Origin of the sequence: Exiguobacterium sp. SH5S4 (assembly GCF_004337045.1) — a bacterium.
In the GTDB taxonomy this organism is placed as follows: Bacteria; Bacillota; Bacilli; order Exiguobacteriales; family Exiguobacteriaceae; genus Exiguobacterium; species Exiguobacterium aurantiacum_A.
Genome location: NZ_SJUQ01000025.1, coordinates 25,868 through 43,833, shown reverse-complemented (window position 1 = coordinate 43,833; position 17,966 = coordinate 25,868). Strand labels below are relative to the sequence as shown.

At 53.0% G+C, this 17,966-nt stretch carries 16 protein-coding genes, 2 tRNA genes and 1 rRNA gene; all 19 read right to left on the bottom strand.

Annotated elements, in window-relative coordinates:
* Positions 1 to 111: ribosomal RNA gene (locus tag EVJ32_RS13025) — 16S ribosomal RNA — on the bottom strand; the annotation flags it as partial.
* A gap of 321 nt (positions 112 to 432) precedes the next feature.
* Complete coding sequence (gene lysS, locus EVJ32_RS13020) at positions 433 to 1,923, bottom strand: lysine--tRNA ligase (protein ID WP_131458702.1); 1,491 nt, start codon at positions 1,921 to 1,923, stop codon at positions 433 to 435.
* Positions 1,924 to 2,071: 148 nt separating this feature from the next.
* A complete protein-coding gene (dusB, locus tag EVJ32_RS13015; protein WP_131458701.1) occupies positions 2,072 to 3,067 on the bottom strand; it encodes a tRNA dihydrouridine synthase DusB in 996 nt (331 codons plus the stop codon).
* Positions 3,068 to 3,089: 22 nt separating this feature from the next.
* A complete protein-coding gene (folK, locus tag EVJ32_RS13010; protein ID WP_131458700.1) occupies positions 3,090 to 3,593 on the bottom strand; it encodes a 2-amino-4-hydroxy-6-hydroxymethyldihydropteridine diphosphokinase in 504 nt (167 codons plus the stop codon).
* Positions 3,590 to 3,955: a dihydroneopterin aldolase gene (gene folB, locus EVJ32_RS13005; RefSeq protein WP_070329365.1), complete on the bottom strand. Its 366-nt coding sequence runs from the start codon at positions 3,953 to 3,955 to the stop codon at positions 3,590 to 3,592. Before folB ends, folK begins: the two co-directional genes overlap by 4 nt.
* Complete coding sequence (folP, locus tag EVJ32_RS13000; protein WP_131458699.1) at positions 3,948 to 4,733, bottom strand: dihydropteroate synthase; 786 nt, start codon at positions 4,731 to 4,733, stop codon at positions 3,948 to 3,950. The genes folB and folP overlap by 8 nt, the downstream gene beginning before the upstream one ends.
* Positions 4,730 to 5,563, bottom strand: a complete 834-nt coding sequence (locus tag EVJ32_RS12995) for an aminotransferase class IV (protein ID WP_131458698.1) — start codon at positions 5,561 to 5,563, stop codon at positions 4,730 to 4,732. The genes folP and EVJ32_RS12995 overlap by 4 nt, the downstream gene beginning before the upstream one ends.
* Entirely contained in the window at positions 5,547 to 6,131 is a 585-nt protein-coding gene (pabA, locus tag EVJ32_RS12990) for an aminodeoxychorismate/anthranilate synthase component II (protein ID WP_131458697.1), read from the bottom strand. Before pabA ends, EVJ32_RS12995 begins: the two co-directional genes overlap by 17 nt.
* Positions 6,128 to 7,507 carry an anthranilate synthase component I family protein gene (locus EVJ32_RS12985; RefSeq protein WP_304984925.1) on the bottom strand — a complete coding sequence of 460 codons (1,380 nt, stop codon included), beginning with the start codon at positions 7,505 to 7,507 and terminating at the stop codon, positions 6,128 to 6,130. Before EVJ32_RS12985 ends, pabA begins: the two co-directional genes overlap by 4 nt.
* 93 nt (positions 7,508 to 7,600) lie before the next feature.
* Positions 7,601 to 8,554 (bottom strand): cysteine synthase A, encoded by a 954-nt coding sequence (gene cysK, locus EVJ32_RS12980; RefSeq protein WP_131458696.1) that lies wholly within the window; start codon positions 8,552 to 8,554, stop codon positions 7,601 to 7,603.
* Between the two features lie 86 nt (positions 8,555 to 8,640).
* Entirely contained in the window at positions 8,641 to 9,567 is a 927-nt protein-coding gene (hslO, locus tag EVJ32_RS12975; RefSeq protein WP_131458695.1) for an Hsp33 family molecular chaperone HslO, read from the bottom strand.
* A 21-nt stretch (positions 9,568 to 9,588) separates the two neighbouring features.
* On the bottom strand, positions 9,589 to 10,353 hold the full coding sequence (locus EVJ32_RS12970) for a type III pantothenate kinase (RefSeq protein WP_131458694.1): 765 nt from the start codon (positions 10,351 to 10,353) through the stop codon (positions 9,589 to 9,591).
* A 94-nt stretch (positions 10,354 to 10,447) separates the two neighbouring features.
* On the bottom strand, positions 10,448 to 12,475 hold the full coding sequence (ftsH, locus tag EVJ32_RS12965; RefSeq protein WP_131458693.1) for an ATP-dependent zinc metalloprotease FtsH: 2,028 nt from the start codon (positions 12,473 to 12,475) through the stop codon (positions 10,448 to 10,450).
* A gap of 106 nt (positions 12,476 to 12,581) precedes the next feature.
* Complete coding sequence (hpt, locus tag EVJ32_RS12960) at positions 12,582 to 13,127, bottom strand: hypoxanthine phosphoribosyltransferase (RefSeq protein WP_016509617.1); 546 nt, start codon at positions 13,125 to 13,127, stop codon at positions 12,582 to 12,584.
* Positions 13,128 to 13,162: 35 nt separating this feature from the next.
* Complete coding sequence (tilS, locus tag EVJ32_RS12955; RefSeq protein ID WP_236635576.1) at positions 13,163 to 14,398, bottom strand: tRNA lysidine(34) synthetase TilS; 1,236 nt, start codon at positions 14,396 to 14,398, stop codon at positions 13,163 to 13,165.
* A 69-nt stretch (positions 14,399 to 14,467) separates the two neighbouring features.
* Positions 14,468 to 14,539: transfer RNA gene (locus EVJ32_RS12950), tRNA-Glu, on the bottom strand.
* Positions 14,540 to 14,548: 9 nt separating this feature from the next.
* Positions 14,549 to 14,625: transfer RNA gene (locus EVJ32_RS12945), tRNA-Met, on the bottom strand.
* 143 nt (positions 14,626 to 14,768) lie between these two features.
* On the bottom strand, positions 14,769 to 17,171 hold the full coding sequence (locus EVJ32_RS12940) for a YhgE/Pip domain-containing protein (RefSeq protein ID WP_236636090.1): 2,403 nt from the start codon (positions 17,169 to 17,171) through the stop codon (positions 14,769 to 14,771).
* Positions 17,172 to 17,369: 198 nt separating this feature from the next.
* On the bottom strand, positions 17,370 to 17,924 hold the full coding sequence (locus EVJ32_RS12935; protein ID WP_070329375.1) for a S1 domain-containing RNA-binding protein: 555 nt from the start codon (positions 17,922 to 17,924) through the stop codon (positions 17,370 to 17,372).
* Positions 17,925 to 17,966: the final 42 nt, after the last annotated feature.

Here is a 17,966-nt window from a genome sequence, read left to right as displayed (position 1 = left end):
TCATTCCGTCGACTTCCCCCCGAAGGGTTCCGTCGATTTCCTGCGCTCGACTTGCATGTATTAGGCACGCCGCCAGCGTTCGTCCTGAGCCAGGATCAAACTCTCCAAAGAATTTGATATAGCTCTTAAAAATGACGAAGCTTGCGCTTCAATCAAAACTTGTAAAACTTTTTTTGCCTCATCGTTCAGTTTTCAAAGTTCGTCTGTCGCTCTTAACGACTCTTACAATATTACAAGTCATCGACACAGTTGTCAACCACTTTTTTAATTCTTTTCCGCTGCCATCAGCGGCAACGTTCATTACTTTAACCCATCCTCAAATAGAATGCAATAGTTTCGGTAAAAGTTTTTCTGAAAAAGTTTCCTGCCACGTTATAGCTTGGCTGTAGAAACCAAAAACCTCTCACCGCAATGGTGAGAGGTCGTAACTTGTTACTGTTGGTGACGCATTGTCGGGAAGAGCAATACGTCGCGAATCGATGGTGCGTCTGTGAGCAACATGACAAGACGGTCAATCCCGATTCCGAGACCACCTGTTGGCGGCATCCCGTACTCGAGCGCTTCTAGGAAGTCGTTATCAAGTTCATGGGCCTCATCGTTCCCAGCTTCTTTTTCAAGTAGTTGGGCTTCGAAGCGCTCACGTTGATCGATTGGATCGTTCAACTCTGTGAACGCGTTCGCGTGTTCACGACGAACGATGAACAGCTCGAAGCGATCTGTGAAGCGCGGGTCTTGATCGTTCTTCTTCGCAAGCGGCGACACTTCGACCGGATGTCCCGTGACGAACGTAGGTTGAAGCAACGTCTCTTCGATTTTTTGTTCGAAGAACTCGTTGACGATATGACCGAACGTCATATGGTCTTGGACTTCTACTCCGTGCTCTTTCGCAAGTTCACGTGCCTGTTCATCAGACATCTGCTGCCAGAAGTCGACACCCATCTCTTCTTTAACCAAGTCGACTATATGGGCCCGCTTCCAACCGACACCAAGATGGATCGTATCTTCTCCATACTTCACGTCTGTCGTACCGAGTACTTCTTTAGCAACGTGCGCAACGAGTTCTTCTGTCAAATCCATGATGTCGTTGTAATCAGCGTACGCTTCATAGAGCTCGATCATTGTGAACTCTGGGTTGTGTCGTGTCGAGATACCTTCGTTACGGAAGACACGGCCAATCTCATAAACACGCTCAAGGCCACCGACGATGAGGCGCTTCAAGTGAAGCTCGATCGCGATGCGCATATAAAGTTCCATATCGAGGGCGTTATGGTGCGTCAAGAACGGACGGGCAGCTGCTCCGCCTGCAATCGTATGGAGCATCGGTGTCTCAACTTCTAAGTAACCGCGATGGTTCAAGAAGTTACGGATCTCTGAAATGATTCGGCTACGCAAAATGAATGTTTGGCGCGAATCATTGTTCGTGATCAAATCGAGATAACGTTGACGATAACGTTGTTCGACATCTTTTAAGCCATGATATTTGTCTGGAAGCGGACGGAGCGCTTTCGTCAAAAGTTCAAACGTCTCGACGTGAATCGATAACTCGCCGACATTCGTTTTGAACAGCTTACCTTTCACGCCGACAATATCACCGAGGTCAGACGATTTGAACAAATCAAACGCCTCATCCCCTACGTCATTTTTACGGACGTAAATTTGAACCTGTCCCGTGACGTCTTGGATGTGGGCGAAGAAGACCTTCCCTTTTCCACGTTTCGTCATAATCCGTCCTGCGAGCGTGACTTCTACGTCTTGCTCAGCGAGCGCCTCTTTCTCAATCGCTTCATATTGCTCATGTAATTCACCAGCATGGGCTGAGCGTTCGAACCGATGTCCGAACGGGTCGAGACCTTGCGCGCGCATCTCAGTCATCTTTTCAAATCGAACCTGCATTTGGTCGTTCATTTCCAACTCGTGACTCACTACTCCATTCACTCCTCTATACATATTGGGTTTGTTCCTAACAAAAAGCTGTCGACCTCACGGCCAACAGCACAGCCTAAGCTGTTCGCTCTTTGCGTATCACTTTTTCGCCAAACAAGCTTACCATAAATCACTTTTTTACACTAGTTCACACTTCTTGTGGCGCGTTCTCGATCTGTCCGACGAAATCGTAGAGCACACTCCCGACGGCATCCCGTGATTCCAACTCAAAGACTTGCTTACGGACCGGCCCGTTCCCTTTGAGACCTTTCAAGTACCAGGCCACGTGTTGACGCATTTCACGAACCGCCGCCACCTCACCTTTCAAGTCGATCAAACGATCGAGATGCAGCATGCAAATGTCAATTTTCTCGCGTGCCTTCGGCTCGACCGGAAGTTCACCCGTCTCGAGGTACTGCACCGTCTGATAGAGCATCCATGGATTTCCGAGGGCAGCCCGCCCGATCATGACCGCATCGACACCGTAATGGTCGAGGGCATGCTTCGCTTGTTGCGGCGTCGTAATATCACCGTTCCCGATAATCGGGATGCCGGCAATTTTCTTCGCCTCACCAATAAGCTCCCAGTTGGCTGTTCCTTCATACAATTGGGACCGCGTCCGTCCGTGAATCGCGATCGCCGCCGCGCCACCGGATTCGGCCGCTCTGACGTTATCTAGGAGGTAGATGTGCTGACTGTCCCAGCCGGTGCGCATCTTGACGGTCACCGGTTTGTCCACCGCCTTCGATACAGCGTTCACCATCTCATAAACCTTATCCGGATCGAGGAGCCACTTGGCACCCGCTTCACATTTCGTGACTTTCGGGACCGGACATCCCATGTTGATGTCGATGATATCGGCGTTCGTATTTTGATCCACGTATTGCGCCGCTTTCACGAGCGTGTCTTTCGAACCGCCAAAAATTTGCAGGCTGAGCGGCTTTTCGCGCTCATCGACGTATAACATGCGTAGCGTTCTCGCGTTTTCAAATAAAATCCCTTTGTCGCTGACCATCTCCGCACAAACGAGTCCGGCACCGAATTCCTTCGCAATCAAACGAAATGCCGGGTTCGTCACTCCGGCCATCGGGGCGAGGACCGCCCGATTTTTTATATCAACGTTACCAATTTTGAACCCTGACATTGCTTCACTTCCTTCAATAGCGTTAAACAGAACCGACTAATGACGTTAACGACTGTAGACGTACGACGTCGCGCCGCTCCGATTCCGGCAAGGCGTCGCATAATTGTCGAACCGTCTTCCCATTAACCTCGAGCGTCGGAGCAATCTCCGCGAGCGGGGCAAGGACAAAAGCACGTTCATGCATTCGCGGATGCGGAACAGTTAAGTGCTTCGATTGTATATATTCGCCGTTATAGAGCAAGATGTCAAGGTCGATCGTACGCGGCCCGTTCTTAAACAGACGCTCTCTCCCAAGACCACGTTCAACCTGTTGGAGACGAACGAGCGCATCGTCCGCCCCTAGCGATGTCTCGACTTCGACGACCATGTTATAAAACGATGGTTGATCTTTATAGCCGACCGGTGCCGTCTCGTATACATTCGATTGCTTCGTCACATGAAGACCGGCCGCCTCCATCTCTTGAAGGGCACCGAACAAATAACGCTCCCGTTCACCGATATTCGAACCAAGCGCCACATACATCATCCGTTACGCCTCCGCGTCATCTCGATCGCGACCGAATCGTAATGGCCCGGAATCGGTGGATCCGGTTTGATGACCTTGACCGTCACACTTTGAATCTTGTCACTGTGGGCGAGCACGGCCGTCGTGATCCGTTCACCGAGTGCTTCGAGTAAGTTGACCGCCTCGCCTGTGACGATGTCTTCTGTCAGTTGATAGAGTCCGGCATAGCTGACGCCGTCTTCCAAATTATCGGACTGGCCGGCAGGGGCCAGGTCTAACTCACACATCAAATCAATATTAAATCGCTGACCGAGCCGGTTCTCTTCTTCAAATACACCGTGGTAACCGTAAAAACGCATCCCGTTCACAAACATCTTATCCAACTTGTCCGCCTCCTAACATCGCATCCATCATCCGTGACGCTCGTTTGTTCTCTAACACATCGTGCACCCGTACCCAGGCGCACCCCTTCACAATCCCGAGACATGTCGTCGCGACCGTCCCTTCGACCCGCTCCTCGGTCGGTAAATCAAGTGTCTGGCCGATGAACGATTTTCGCGATGTCCCGAGCAGAACGGGGAACCCGAGATTCGTGATGACGTCGAGCCGATTCATGAGCTCTAAGTTTTGGTTGTAGTCTTTGGCGAAGCCGATGCCGGGGTCTAACCAAATCTGGTCATCACAAACACCGGCGGCACGGGCGATCGCGATTGATTCTTGTATGTCGCCGACGACTTCTTCGATGAAGTGTCCATAGTTTCGGTTGTCTCGATTATGCATCAAAATGATCGGGACGTTAAACTCTTTGGCCACTTCTCCCATCGATTGATCGTCCCACTTCGACCCCCACACATCATTGATGATGTCAGCGCCCGCTTCAAGTGCCGCTCGCGCAACGATAGGTTTGTACGTATCGATCGAGATCAGGACGTCAAGCTCCTCTTTCAAGCGGCGAATGACCGGGACAACGCGGTCGATCTCTTGATCCGCCGTGACGAACTGTGCGCCCGGCCTTGTCGACTCGCCTCCGACGTCGATCGCATCGGCCCCGTCCTGAACGAGCCGTTTAGCGTGTTCGAGCGCTTGCTCGACTGCGTTATAACGCCCACCGTCTGAAAACGAATCTGGCGTCACGTTTAAAATGCCCATAATTTTTGTCATGCTGTTCCCTCGCTTTCAATTGCTCGTCGTAACTCGGACCAACACGCTGTAAATCGAGCACCCTGCTTGCCCGGATACGTCCGGCCGGCATAAGCGGTGACCGGTGCGATTTGTTGCACCGAGTTCGTGAGCCAAATTTCGGATGCATGCTCGAGTTCTTTAAACGTCACGTCACGTTCGAGCACGTCAAACGTCTCCATCAGCCAGTGCCGGGTCACGCCCGCAAGCGCCCCGGTCGCGAGCGGCGTCGTCCATAGCCGCCCATCCTGTTCCACCCAAAAGATGTTTGAGACGAGTCCCTCGACGACACGTCCCGCCTCGTCCGCGAACAAACCTTCCGCTTCCCGGTCGACCAAGGCACGTTTTCCAAGGATGTTGTTCATATAGTGATGTGACTTCAAACGGAACGCCGCTTCCGGTCGACTTCTCGGAAACGGGAGTGCCTCAAGCCGTTTCTCGGTCGGTTCGAACGTTTCCGGTAACGGTTTGACGAGCAGCGTCACGTTCGGCCGTGAGTAACGCCCGTCGTGCAGACCGAGCGGAGCGACACCGGCGGAGACGTTCAGTCGGATATATACGTTCGGCGCCTCGTTTTGACGCACGACGTCTTGAATCGCCTGCACGATCTCCTGCTTCGTATAAGGTAGATCGATCCAAAGAGCGTCCATGCTTTTCTCAAGCCTGTCCCAATGGAGGTCGAACAAGAACGGGACCCCGTCAAACGTCCGGAACGTCTCGAACAACCCCATCCCGTACAAAAAACCGTGGTCGTGAACCGGCACCGTCACTTCTGAACTGCCGCGCAGTTCGCCGTTATGCCAAAGCCACATGACGATACGCCTCGATAAAGTTTTTAATCATGTCTTTCCCATGTTCCGTCAAGATGGCTTCAGGATGGAATTGGACGCCCTCGATCGGCAACTCTTTATGGCGTAGCGCCATGATCTCTCCCGTGCTCGTCTCAGCCGTCACTTCTAAGCAGGACGGCAATGAAGTGCGCTCGACGGCGAGCGAATGATAACGCGTCACGATCGTCTGCTGTGGGATGTCTTTAAATAACGTCTTGCCGTCATGTTCGATCGGTGACGTCTTCCCGTGCATGAGGCGGTCCGCATGGACGACTTTCCCGCCGAACGCCTGACCGATCGCTTGATGACCGAGACACACCCCTAAAATCGGGATCTTCCCAGCAAACGTCCGAATCGTGTCGACGCTGATCCCCGCTTCGTTCGGCGTCCGCGGACCTGGCGAGATGACGAGATAACTCGGACCCATCTGTTTAATCTCTTCGATCGTAATGTCGTCATTACGACGCACGATCAAGTCCTCTCCAAGCTCACCAAAGTATTGAACCAAGTTGTACGTGAATGAGTCGTAGTTATCGATGAGTAAAATCATACCGTCGCCTCCGTCATTTCTTTCGCGGCCCATAGCGCCTTCGCTTTCGACAACGATTCTTCATATTCAGCGACCGGGTCGGAGTCGATGACGATCCCTGCCCCGGCCTGGACGTGGGCCATCCCGTCTTTGACGACCATCGTCCGGATCGTGATGTTAAAGACGAGGTCGTCGTCCCAACTGATCCAGCCAAACGAACCCGTGTAAATCCCACGTCGAACCGGTTCAAGTTCCTCGATGATTTCCATCGTCCGAATTTTCGGGGCACCGGTAATCGTTCCGCCCGGGAACATCGCCCCGAGCGCCTCTGACCCGGACACACCGTCTCGCATCGTGCCGCGCACGTTCGAAACGATGTGCTGGACGTGTGAGTACTTCTCGATGACCATCAATTCGTCGACGTGCACCGTCCCATAAGCCGCCACTTTCCCGAGGTCGTTCCGCTCCAAATCAACGAGCATGACGTGCTCGGCCCGCTCTTTCTCGTTGTCGAGCAACGTCCGCGCTAGTTCCATATCTTCTGCCTCGTCCCGTCCGCGCGGCCGTGTCCCGGCGATTGGGCGTGTCGAGATCGACGTCCCGTGTTTCTCAATCAACAGTTCTGGCGAGGCCGACACCATCGTCAAAAAATCATCGACGAAGTACCCCATATACGGTGAGGGATTCATTTGGCGCAATGTGTCATAGACGTGGCGTGGGTCCCCGAGCAGCGCTTCCGATTGGCGGACGCTCAGATTCACTTGGAACACGTCGCCTTCGACGATGTAGTCTTGAATTTTCTGCACAGCTTCGACGAATTCACCTTGCGATAGAGAACGCGCTCGCTCGAGTGGCGCTTGCGCGACCGGTCCGAACGTGTAATGCGTCTCCGTCTGCCATATGGCAGCCCAGCGCTCGAGCTTCGCTTCTACTTCTTCATCGGCGGTGACCAGCAAATAGAGGAGCGACGTCGCTTCGTCGAATACCGCCACTTCATCAAACAACAAGAACGAGACGTCGGGCGTCCCTAAATCATCTTCGGCTTGACGCGGCAAGCGTTCGAGTGTCCGGGCGACATCGTAACTGACATAACCGATCATCCCGCCGAAGAATGGCGGTGCTCCTTCTGGTCTTGCGGCAACGTAACGGGCCCGCACTTGCTCGACGATGTCGAGCGGTTGGCCATAAAACGTCTCGGTCTTATCTGAAATGACGAGCGTTCCAGTCCCATCTTTCACGTGAAGCGCACCGAACGGCTCGATTCCGGCCATCGTGTAACGTCCAGCCCTCCCGCTCTCGAGCCACGCATAGCGCTCGCCCGCTTCCGTCAACGTCATATACGTCTCATACATTCTCTCTTTTGTCGTTCGCATCGTTTTGAACGCTGTCGTTCTCACGTCAAATCCCCCCGTTCCACTCATTCATGCCTCTAATTGTACACAAGAAAAGGCAGTTACCGAAAGAAGATGTCTTCTGGTAACTGCCGTTTGTTATGCGCGAACGCTATCTGATTCTTCGTCGAACTGATAGAGCGGCGTGCTAAGGTAGCGTTCTCCGTTTGACGGGATGATCGCGAGCACGTTTTTGCCTTTCCCAAGGCGCTTCGCCGTATCGACCGCGGCCGCGATGGCTGCACCTGACGAGATGCCACCGAGCACACCGTTCGTCCGAGCCGCGAGACGCGCGTACTCGAACGCCTGCTCTGTCGTGATTTGAAGGACACCTTCGTAAATCTCAGTGTCTAAAATCGACGGGATAAACCCGGCCCCGATGCCTTGAATTTTATGAGGTCCTGGCTTCCCGCCAGATAGGACTGGAGAGTCGACCGGTTCGACCGCTAAAATTTGCACGTCCGGATAGTGGGCTTTCAATACTTTACCCGCTCCTGTGATCGTTCCGCCTGTACCGACACCAGCGATGAACGCATCGACTTGAAGACCTGACGCGTCGAACGCATCGACGATCTCAGGGCCGGTCGTCATTTCATGGACATTCGGGTTGGCCGCATTATTGAATTGTTGCGGGAGGAAGTAGCCGTTTTTCTCAGCTTCTTCTGTCGCCCGGCGAATCGCTCCGCCCATCCCCTCAGGACCAGGCGTCAAAATCAGCTCGGCACCGTATCCACGAAGCAGATTGCGACGTTCCATACTCATCGTTTCCGGCATGACGAGAATTGCCTTATAGCCTTTAGCGGCACTGACCATTGCGAGTCCGATGCCCGTGTTCCCACTCGTCGGCTCGATGATTGTGTCACCCGGCTTTAAGACGCCTTCTTCCTCAGCGGCCTCGATCATCGCTAAGGCGATCCGGTCTTTTACACTCGAACCAGGGTTCATATATTCCAACTTCATGTAAACCGTCGCGTCATCCGGTCCAGTCAGCCCGTTCAACTTCACGACCGGAGTCTTTCCAATTAAGTCTGTCACTGAATCTACGATACGCATTTCATTTCCTCCTTCATAATTCCGACTATTCCGATATTGTAATAATACCCTATCGGATTGAAAATATGCAATTTGGAACGACAGCCTCAGCGAGCTTGCTGTTTCATCACTTCGAGCTGTTCAGCCGAGAAGTGATACTTTTCGCCACAGAAGTGGCAAACCGCCTCGGCGCCACCGTCTTCTTCGATCATTTGACGGATCTCTTCGGTACCGAGCCCGATGATCGCACTTTCCATCCGATCCCGGCTGCACGTACAGTTGAACTGTACCGCTTGGTGGTCGAGCACTTCTAAACTATCTCCGAGTAACATCTGTAGCATCTCTTCTGGTGTCTTCTCTTCTCCGATGAGAACCGACACTGGCGGGAACGTTTTCAATGCGTCTTCTAACGCTTGAATCGTTTGCTCTGAAGCGTCCGGCATCAACTGGACGATAATCCCGCCGGCAGCTAAAATCGATTCATCTTCTGGAAGCACGAGCACACCAGCTCCGACGACTGAAGGCACTTGTTCCGACGTCGCGAAGTAGTACGTGAAGTCTTCACTGATCTCACCCGTTTGAATTTCGGACGAACCGCCAACGAAGTCTTTTAGCCCGAGGTCTTTGATGACCGAGATCGTGCCGCGGCCGACGACATCGCCGACTTTCAACTTCGTCAATCCGTGGTCGTTGACGAATGTTCCGCCTTCGACACGCGGATGTGACACGTATCCGCGGACGTCTCCTGCCGTGTCCGCATCGACGATAATTTTCCCGATCGGTCCATCGCCTTCGACTTTTAGGGTAACGCGCGCGGCTCCTTTTTGCATCGAACCGATCATCGTCCCGATCGTCATCGTCCGCCCGAGCGCGGCTGAGGCGACTGGTGTCGTCTGATGGCGAAGTTGCGTTTCGAAAATCGTTTTTGTCGTCCGTACGGCGAACGCCCGGACTTCTCCACCGAACCCGAGGGCACGGACGAGATAGTCGTCTTTCATTTGGTCAAGTAACGCTTGTTGTTCTGGTTGAATCATATTGAGTAACTCCTTTAAAGTTTATTTCTGGTTGCGCTCATAGATGAGACGAAGTCCATCGAGCGTCAAGAACGAGTCGACGACGTCAATCGTTTCAGCATGTTCACTGATCAAACGGGCCAGCCCACCAGTCGCGATGACGGTCGCTTCCCCGACTTCACGCTTGACGCGACTGACGATGCCGTCGACTTGGGCGACATACCCGTAATACGTGCCCGATTGCATCGCTTGGATCGTATTTTTTCCGACGACGGTCGGCGGGGTCGCGAGCTCGATGCGCGGTAATTTCGCAGCCCGTTGATAGAGCGCCTCAACCGAGATCATGATCCCCGGGGAGATGATCCCGCCATGGTAGCGGCGGTTGTCATCGATATAGCAATACGTCGTCGCCGTACCGAAGTCGACGATGATCAATGGACCGTCGTACTTGGCAATACCTGCGACCGCGTTGACGATGCGGTCCGCCCCGACTTCACGCGGATTATCGACGTGGATGTCGAGACCTGTTTTCACGCCGGGACCGACGACGATCGGCCGGACGTTGAAGTAGCGCTGCGACATCTGTTCGAGCGGGAAGATGACCGGTGGAACAACCGAAGACAAAATGACGCCGTCGATTTGGTCAAACGAGACGTTCGAGTGGTCAAACAGCGACTTGACGAGCATACCGTACTCGTCGGTCGTTTTCGTGCGGTCCGTCGAGATGCGCCAATGATGGACGAGCGTCTCACCATCGTACATCCCGAGGACAATATTTGTATTCCCAACATCGATCACTAAAATCATGATATGGTTCCTCACTTTGTTGTCAATTACAGTTCGATCGAATTATAACACGAAAAAAGACGAATGCCTTATTTAGGGCATTCGTCTCTTACACTTACCGTGATTCGTTGTTCGGGCGTTCCGTCGGTGTCGCTTCCGGCTTATCGCCTTCAGGGACAACGTCCGGCTTCGCTTCTTGAACGACTCCAGGCTGATCGATGACTTGTCCGTGCTTGACGGCCGCCTCATCTTTCTTCGCCTCATCGCTTGCATCATCTTTCGATGGTTCAGACGGCTCTTCCGGTTCGTGCGGAAGATATTCGCGCGTCTTGATCAAGTGACGAATCTGTTTCGAATCGAGCGTCTCGACTTCGAGCAACGTCTTCGCGACGAGCTCGAGATCGTCTTTACGGTCCGTCAAAATCTGTTTTGCTTTCGCGTAACAACGGTTGATGATGTCCCGGATCTCGAGGTCGATATCTTGTGCAATCGCATCCGAGTAGTTTTGTTCCGTTTGGAAATCGCGACCTAAGAAGACTTGTCCTCCATGGTTCGATCCAAGTTGGAGCGGTCCGAGCTTGTCGCTCATCCCGTAATCCATGACCATCTTCCGAGCGATACCAGTCGCGCGTTGGAAGTCATTGCTTGCTCCTGTCGATACTTCACCGAAGATGACGTCTTCCGCCACGCGCCCCCCAAGGAGACCAACGATTTTATCTTCGAGTTCAGGTTTCGTCATGAAGTAACGATCTTCTTTCGGAAGCATGACGACGTATCCGCCAGCATTTCCACGTGGGACGATTGTCACTTTGTGTACTTCGTCTGCGTTCTCAAGTTCAATCCCGATAATCGTATGACCCGCCTCATGATAGGCGACGATTTGGCGTTCTTTCTCCGAGATGACGCGGCTCTTCTTAGAAGGACCAGCGATGACACGGTCAATCGCTTCCTCGACATCCACGACCGAGACCGCTGAACGGTCAGACCGGGCTGCGACGAGCGCTGCTTCGTTCAACAAGTTTTCAAGGTCAGCACCTGAGAATCCAGGCGTCCGCTGCGCGATCGACTTCAAGTCAACTGTCGAATCGAGCGGTTTGTTACGGGCGTGAACTTTGAGTACTGCTTCACGGCCTTTAACATCCGGGCGGTCAACCGTGATTTGACGGTCGAATCGACCTGGACGAAGAAGGGCCGGGTCAAGAATGTCCGGACGGTTCGTCGCGGCAATCATGATGATTCCTTCGTTGTCACTAAATCCATCCATCTCGACGAGAAGTTGGTTGAGCGTTTGCTCACGCTCGTCGTGGCCACCACCAAGACCGGCACCACGCTGGCGTCCGACCGCATCGATCTCATCGATGAAGATGATACACGGTGCGTTCTTTTTCGCATTCTCGAACAAGTCGCGGACACGCGACGCCCCGACACCGACGAACATTTCGACGAAGTCAGAACCTGAGATCGAGAAGAACGGTACACCGGCTTCTCCTGCAGCTGCACGAGCGAGTAACGTCTTACCTGTTCCCGGAGGACCGACGAGCAAGACGCCTTTCGGAATCCGCGCTCCAAGTCGCGAGAACTTGCGAGGGTCTTTCAAGAATTCGACGACTTCGATGAGTTCTTGTTTCTCCTCATCCGCCCCGGCAACGTCATCAAACGTTACACGACGTTTTTCTTGGTCGTAGAGTTTCGCCTTCGATTTCCCGAAGTTCATCACACGACCGCCACCACCGCCGCCTTGGGCTTGGTTGAGCAAGAAGAAGAACAAGATGAAGATGATGATGAACGGTAAGATCGCGAATACGATGCTAAACCAGCTACCACTCGACTCTGATTCTTCGATTTGAATGTCGGTATTCGCACGAAGTTGCGAGAGTACTTCGGCGTATTCGGCCTCGTTGGCCGGGATATTCGTTTCATAACGCTGGTCTTCATCTCCTGTAAGGTCACCTGTAATTGAGATGGCTCCCGGGATTTCCTGTACGGTTGCCGTTTCGATCCGATCGTCTTCCACATATTCTAAGAACTTCGAATAAGAGAGCGTTTCGCTCTGGCTACTCGGGTTCTGTAAATATTGAAGGAACAAGATCAAGGCCAGGAAAATCACACCGAACACTAAGGTGTTTTTCACTGCACGATTCATTCTCTGCCTCCTATTCCGAGAAACGATGTTCTCGCCCATTCAGTATATGTGTATACTTTGGGGTATTTCTTTTATCTTAACACGTCACATTTTCAAAAGAAAAACGTTAGCCCCCGTAAACACTCGGCTTGAGCACACCGACGTAAGGAAGGTTACGATATTTCTCTTCGTAATCGAGACCGTAGCCGACGACAAACTCGTGCGGAATCACGAACCCGCTATAGTCTGCCGATAGACCGTTCTTGCGACCCGTCGGTTTATCGAGCAACGTGACGATCTTCACCGACTTGGCTTTCCGATATTTGAGGAGATCGACGAGATAGCCGAGCGTGAGCCCGCTATCAATGATATCTTCTACAATCAGGATGTCTCGTCCTTCTACAGACGTGTTTAAATCTTTCTCGATTTTCACTTCACCTGTCGATGACGTTCCACCGTGATACGTCGATACGTCCATGAAGTCCATCTCTAAATGGATGTCCATCTCTTTGACGAGGTCCGACATGAACGGCATCGCGCCTTTCAATACGCAAACGAGAAGCGGAAACTCTTCTTTATATTCTTCGCTGAGCGTTGTTGCGAGTTCTTTCACCTTTACTTGAATCTCTTCACTTGAAATAAGCACCTTTTCCATATCGTTCATTAATGACATCTTGAAATCCTCCTCTTTCTAATCCGACACAATCATCATTTTACCATTAATCGTGGGCAAATCGCATCTGACTTATCCGGAAAATCCGAAACTCTTACTCCTACTATAGCGACAATCCTCCCTGTCGCGTCAACTACTAAGGGGACAAACGGACGATTTTCACGACGAATTTTCGCATCGATCAAGATTCGGGCGACTTTTTTCGTCCCGATCGAGAGTTTCATCACATCCCCTGGTCGGACGGAGCGGACGGTCAACGGGAACGTGAGCGCCTCGAGCGGGATCCCATCCTTGCCTGTGACGACTTCAAGTGAGAGCCCGCGGTCGCCAAAAGACGCCTGGACCGGGAGGCTCGAGATCACTCGGTCACCCGGTGCTTCAGTCAGCACTGGATCGGTATGTGGGACGAGGCTGATCACCCCATCATACTTTTGTAATCGAGAGCCGCCTTCAAGGTCGTAACGGCCCGTCCCTTTTGGACTGTCCAGAAGCCGACTGATCCCTTCGCCCATCTCGACACCATATCTAGCCGATAAGAGTCGGCCGAGTACGTATCGTTCGGGCCCGTTCAAACTGGCCACGTCTTCAAGTTTCACATGAAACGTTTTCATATCACAACGGACGTAGCGCACCATCCACTTCCCGACGTCGTCGTAGCGCTTATGCCAAATCTCACGCTGTCGACGGGCCGCCTGACCGACGTCTTGAACCACGTTCGGCCAAACATCGAGCAGCCGCGGGATGATGTGGTGTCTGATCTTGTTGCGCAAGTAATCCGTCTGCTCATTCGTCGCGTCTTCTCGCCAGACGAGTCCGTTCGCTGACGCATACGCCAAGAGCTGTCGTTTTGTTTCCGTCAGCAACGGACGAACAATCGTCCCTCCGGCGAACGGTCGACGTTCCGGGATCCCAGTCACTTCGACGACGTTTCGATGAAGCTGGATGAGTACCGTTTCGAGCTCGTCATCGCCGTGATGAGCCGTCATCAGTTCGGTATACCCGTCTTCACGCATGACCGTTTCAAAAAATGCATACCGCGCCGCCCGATAGACGGCTTGTGATCCCCCGTCCGGAAACGCAAGACGCTTCCCGTGAAACGGCACACCGTACGCTTTCGCCAACTGTCTCACGAACTCGAACTCTTCATCGGACTCGGGCCTAAGTCCATGATGGACGTGGGCGATCCCGACGTCAGCACCGCTTCTCACGACGCGGTCTAACAAGACGATTGAATCCACCCCACCCGATACGGCCATCAGCACTTTCGTCATCGTCGCTCCTCCTTGGTATAACAAAAGAAGCCATCTCAACTTGAGATGGCTTCTTTTCGCTTAGGTAAGTGACCCGTACGGGATTCGAACCCGTGTTACCGCCGTGAAAGGGCGGTGTCTTAACCGCTTGACCAACGGGCCTAAATAAAATGGTAGCGGCGGAGGGAGTCGAACCCACGACCTCACGGGTATGAACCGTACGCTCTAGCCAGCTGAGCTACACCGCCATGTTATTGTGTTGTGTCCTAAGCACATTTTCTATAATAACCAGTAGCCACGTCCGTGTCAATTCTTTTTTAAAACTTTTTTCACAAAAAATCGTGTATAGTGCCATTTCATACACTATACACGATTTTCGGTTGATTGTGCATCACGCTTCCGACGGAGCCGGGCGATATTTTTTCTTCCAAGCGATGCGGAAATATCCCCAGAGCAAGAAGAAGCAACCGACCGACACGAGCGCCAAGTATAGAATCGCCCCTTGTAAATAACTGAGCCCGTCCGCCGACAAAATCTCTTTATAGCCGGCCACCGTATACGTCATTGGAAGTAACGCGTTGAACGGCTGCAAGGCACGTGGAATCAATTCAAGCGGGAACGTCCCGGCCGACGTCGTCAATTGAAGAATCAATAAGACGATGGCAACGAACCGTCCCGGGTTCCCGAGCGTCGTGACGAGCAACTGAACAATCAATAAGAACGTAATACTGACGAGCCAGCTGAAACCGAAGAAGCGAAGCGGTGACTCGACCTCGAGTCCGAGCAAAGTCATCATCGCCACGTTTAAGACGAGCGCCTGAACAAAACCGACGACGATTAATACGCCCGATTTCGATAACAACCAAGATAAACTCCGCTTCGGTTTGCCAGCCGGATCATAGAGCGGATAGACGATTGACAACAAGAGCGCCCCGACAAAGAGACCGAGCGACATGAAGTATGGTGCAAATCCTGTCCCGTAGTTCGGTACGTGATGAATCGAGTCGTTCACGATTTGAATCGGCCCCGCCATCATTTCAACGTTCTCATCGCGGATGTCGACGTCAGCCGCTTCCGCACCCGAGAGTAAGGCGTCACGAAGTTTTCCGTTACCGGACTCTAGTTCAGTCAGACCTTCCGCCAGGTCCGAACTTCCAGAACCGAGCGCTTGACCTCCTTCGGCCAGACGAGATGCCCCTTCAGCGAGGGTACCCGTTCCTTGACCGGCCGTTTTGACCCCGTTGGCGAGTTTCGTACTTCCTTCAGATAAGGCGAGCGTGGCGTCAGCCAATTGATCACTCCCCGACGCCAGTTCCGTCGTCCCGTCATGAAGCGTCGTCACGCCTTCGTTCAATTGAATGCTTGCCGATGCAAGTTCACCCGAACGATCCATCGCGGTTTTGATACCTTGCTCGATTTGACCTGACCCCTCGCTCAGCGCCGCGGCCCCGTTGACGAGCTGAGTCTGTCCGTCATTCAACGCAACCAATCCGGCCGCGAGTTCAGTGGCACCGGCTTCTGCTTGTCCCAACCCGTCCCCGAGTGTCGTTTGGCCTTCCGTGATACGAGACGCGCCCTCTGAAAGCGATGTGAATCCCGCTTCCGTTGCCTGCATGCCTGTAGACAACTCGGCGACGATGGCTTGTAACACGTCTGGCGTTGCGGGCGTGCCGGATTCGGCGAGCGCAGACAACTTGGCGATCAGTTGCTCTTGCTGGCCTAACAGCTCCGCTTTCATTTGGTCAATGCCAGCGGTGACACCTACCGTTCCTGCTACAAGTGCTTCGTTTCCGGCACTAGCCGCACCAAGCGCTTCTGCGAGTGTGTTCGAGCCGTTGACGAGCTGGCCGCTTCCGGCCTGTGCGTCCTCGAGTCCGGCTGCGAGTTCATGAATCCCAGCGTCAAGCTGTTGCGTCCCGCTATGCAACTCGCCTAACTTCGAAGAGAACGCGCTCGTTCCGTCGACGAGCTGAGTCGTACCGTCTTTTAGCACGGCGGCCCCGGCGTCGACACGATGGACACCGTCTGACAGCGTGGAACTCCCGGTTTGGATACGTTGGCTCCCGTCGACGAGATCAGCCGCCCCAGACTCAAGCGCACCGAGTCCGTCATCGAGCTTGGCTGCGCCGTCCGCTAGTTCCCGCTGTTTTGAAGCGAGCAGTTGCGAGCCGTCCGCTAGCTTAACGGCTCCTTCTTTAGCAGTCGTTGATCCGTCAGCAAGCTCCGTCGCACCGGTTGCGGCTTCATCTAATCCATCAGCCACGGTTTTCAATCCGTCCCGCATGGCGTTGACGTACTGTTTCGTCACTTCAGTCGACAGTCCGCCTTTCACTTGCTCCATCGCCGAACCTCCGATTTGAGCGGCGAGGAAGTTATACGACTCGTTCGCGATGTACCGAAGTTCTAATTGCTCAGGGTCAGCGGACAGCGCGCTCGTCGCTTTCTCCGAAAAGTCATCCGGGATTTCGATCGCCATGTAAAAGGCGTGATCTTGTAACCCGGCGTCCGCTTCCGCTTTCGACACTTCGACGAATCGGAACGCTTCCGAGGTCGTCAACTTATCGACGAGTTCGTCACCGACAGCGAGTTCCTCCCCTTCAAACGTGGCCCCTTGATCTTCATTGACGATCGCGACGGGCAAATCTTTCATTTGGCCGTAAGGATCCCAAAATGCCCACAAGAACATGCCCGCATACATGAGCGGCACGAGCGCGACCGCGAGAATCGGAATCCATACCCGCGGATTTTTACCGATGCTCTGCCATTCTGCTTTCCACAACTTCCATCCGTTCATTTGTTTCTCCACCTTTACTTATAAAACATAACTATTTTTCATGTTCCCTATTGTGCTCGCTCCATCGAAAAATTGCAACCCTTTTTAGTTATTTTTCATAACAAAAAAGCGTCGACAATTGTCGCGCCATGAAAAAAAGCCACGGACCGGTGTCCGTGGCGTTATCGTTACGAGTAGAAGCTGATGGTTTACGAAGGGTTACCCGCGCTTGGCTCCACGTCCACCGCGTTTTGAATCAGTTTGACGCTTCAACGTTGTAAGGCGTTCGTCGCTATCTTTCAAGAACTTGGTCATCAACGTATCAAACGTTTCTGGCTCACGACGTACTTCACGACGCGCGCCGCCACCGCCACGGGGACCGCCGCCACCGCGTGGGCCACCGCCGCCGCGTGGGCCTTGACCAGGACCACCTGGACGTGGACCGCCCGGACGTGGGCCACCTTGACCAGGGCCGCCCGAACTAGGGCCCCGTGAGAAGCGTTCGCCGGCTGGACGTTCTGGGCGTTCGCTAACAGGACGATCGACAGTTTTTTTGATAGACAACCCGATTTTGCCATCACTTTCGATGTTCAAGATTTTGACTGTGACTTCTTGACCGACCGTTAGGACTTCATTGATGTCTTTGACATAAGAATCTGCCACTTCACTGATGTGCACCAAACCCGTTTTTCCATTCGGGAGCTCTACGAACGCTCCGAAATGCGTAATCCCTGTAACCTTACCTTGTACCTTGCTTCCTACTTCAATTGACATAAAATAATGTACTCCTTTTTTTGAATGATTCCCTACAATTAT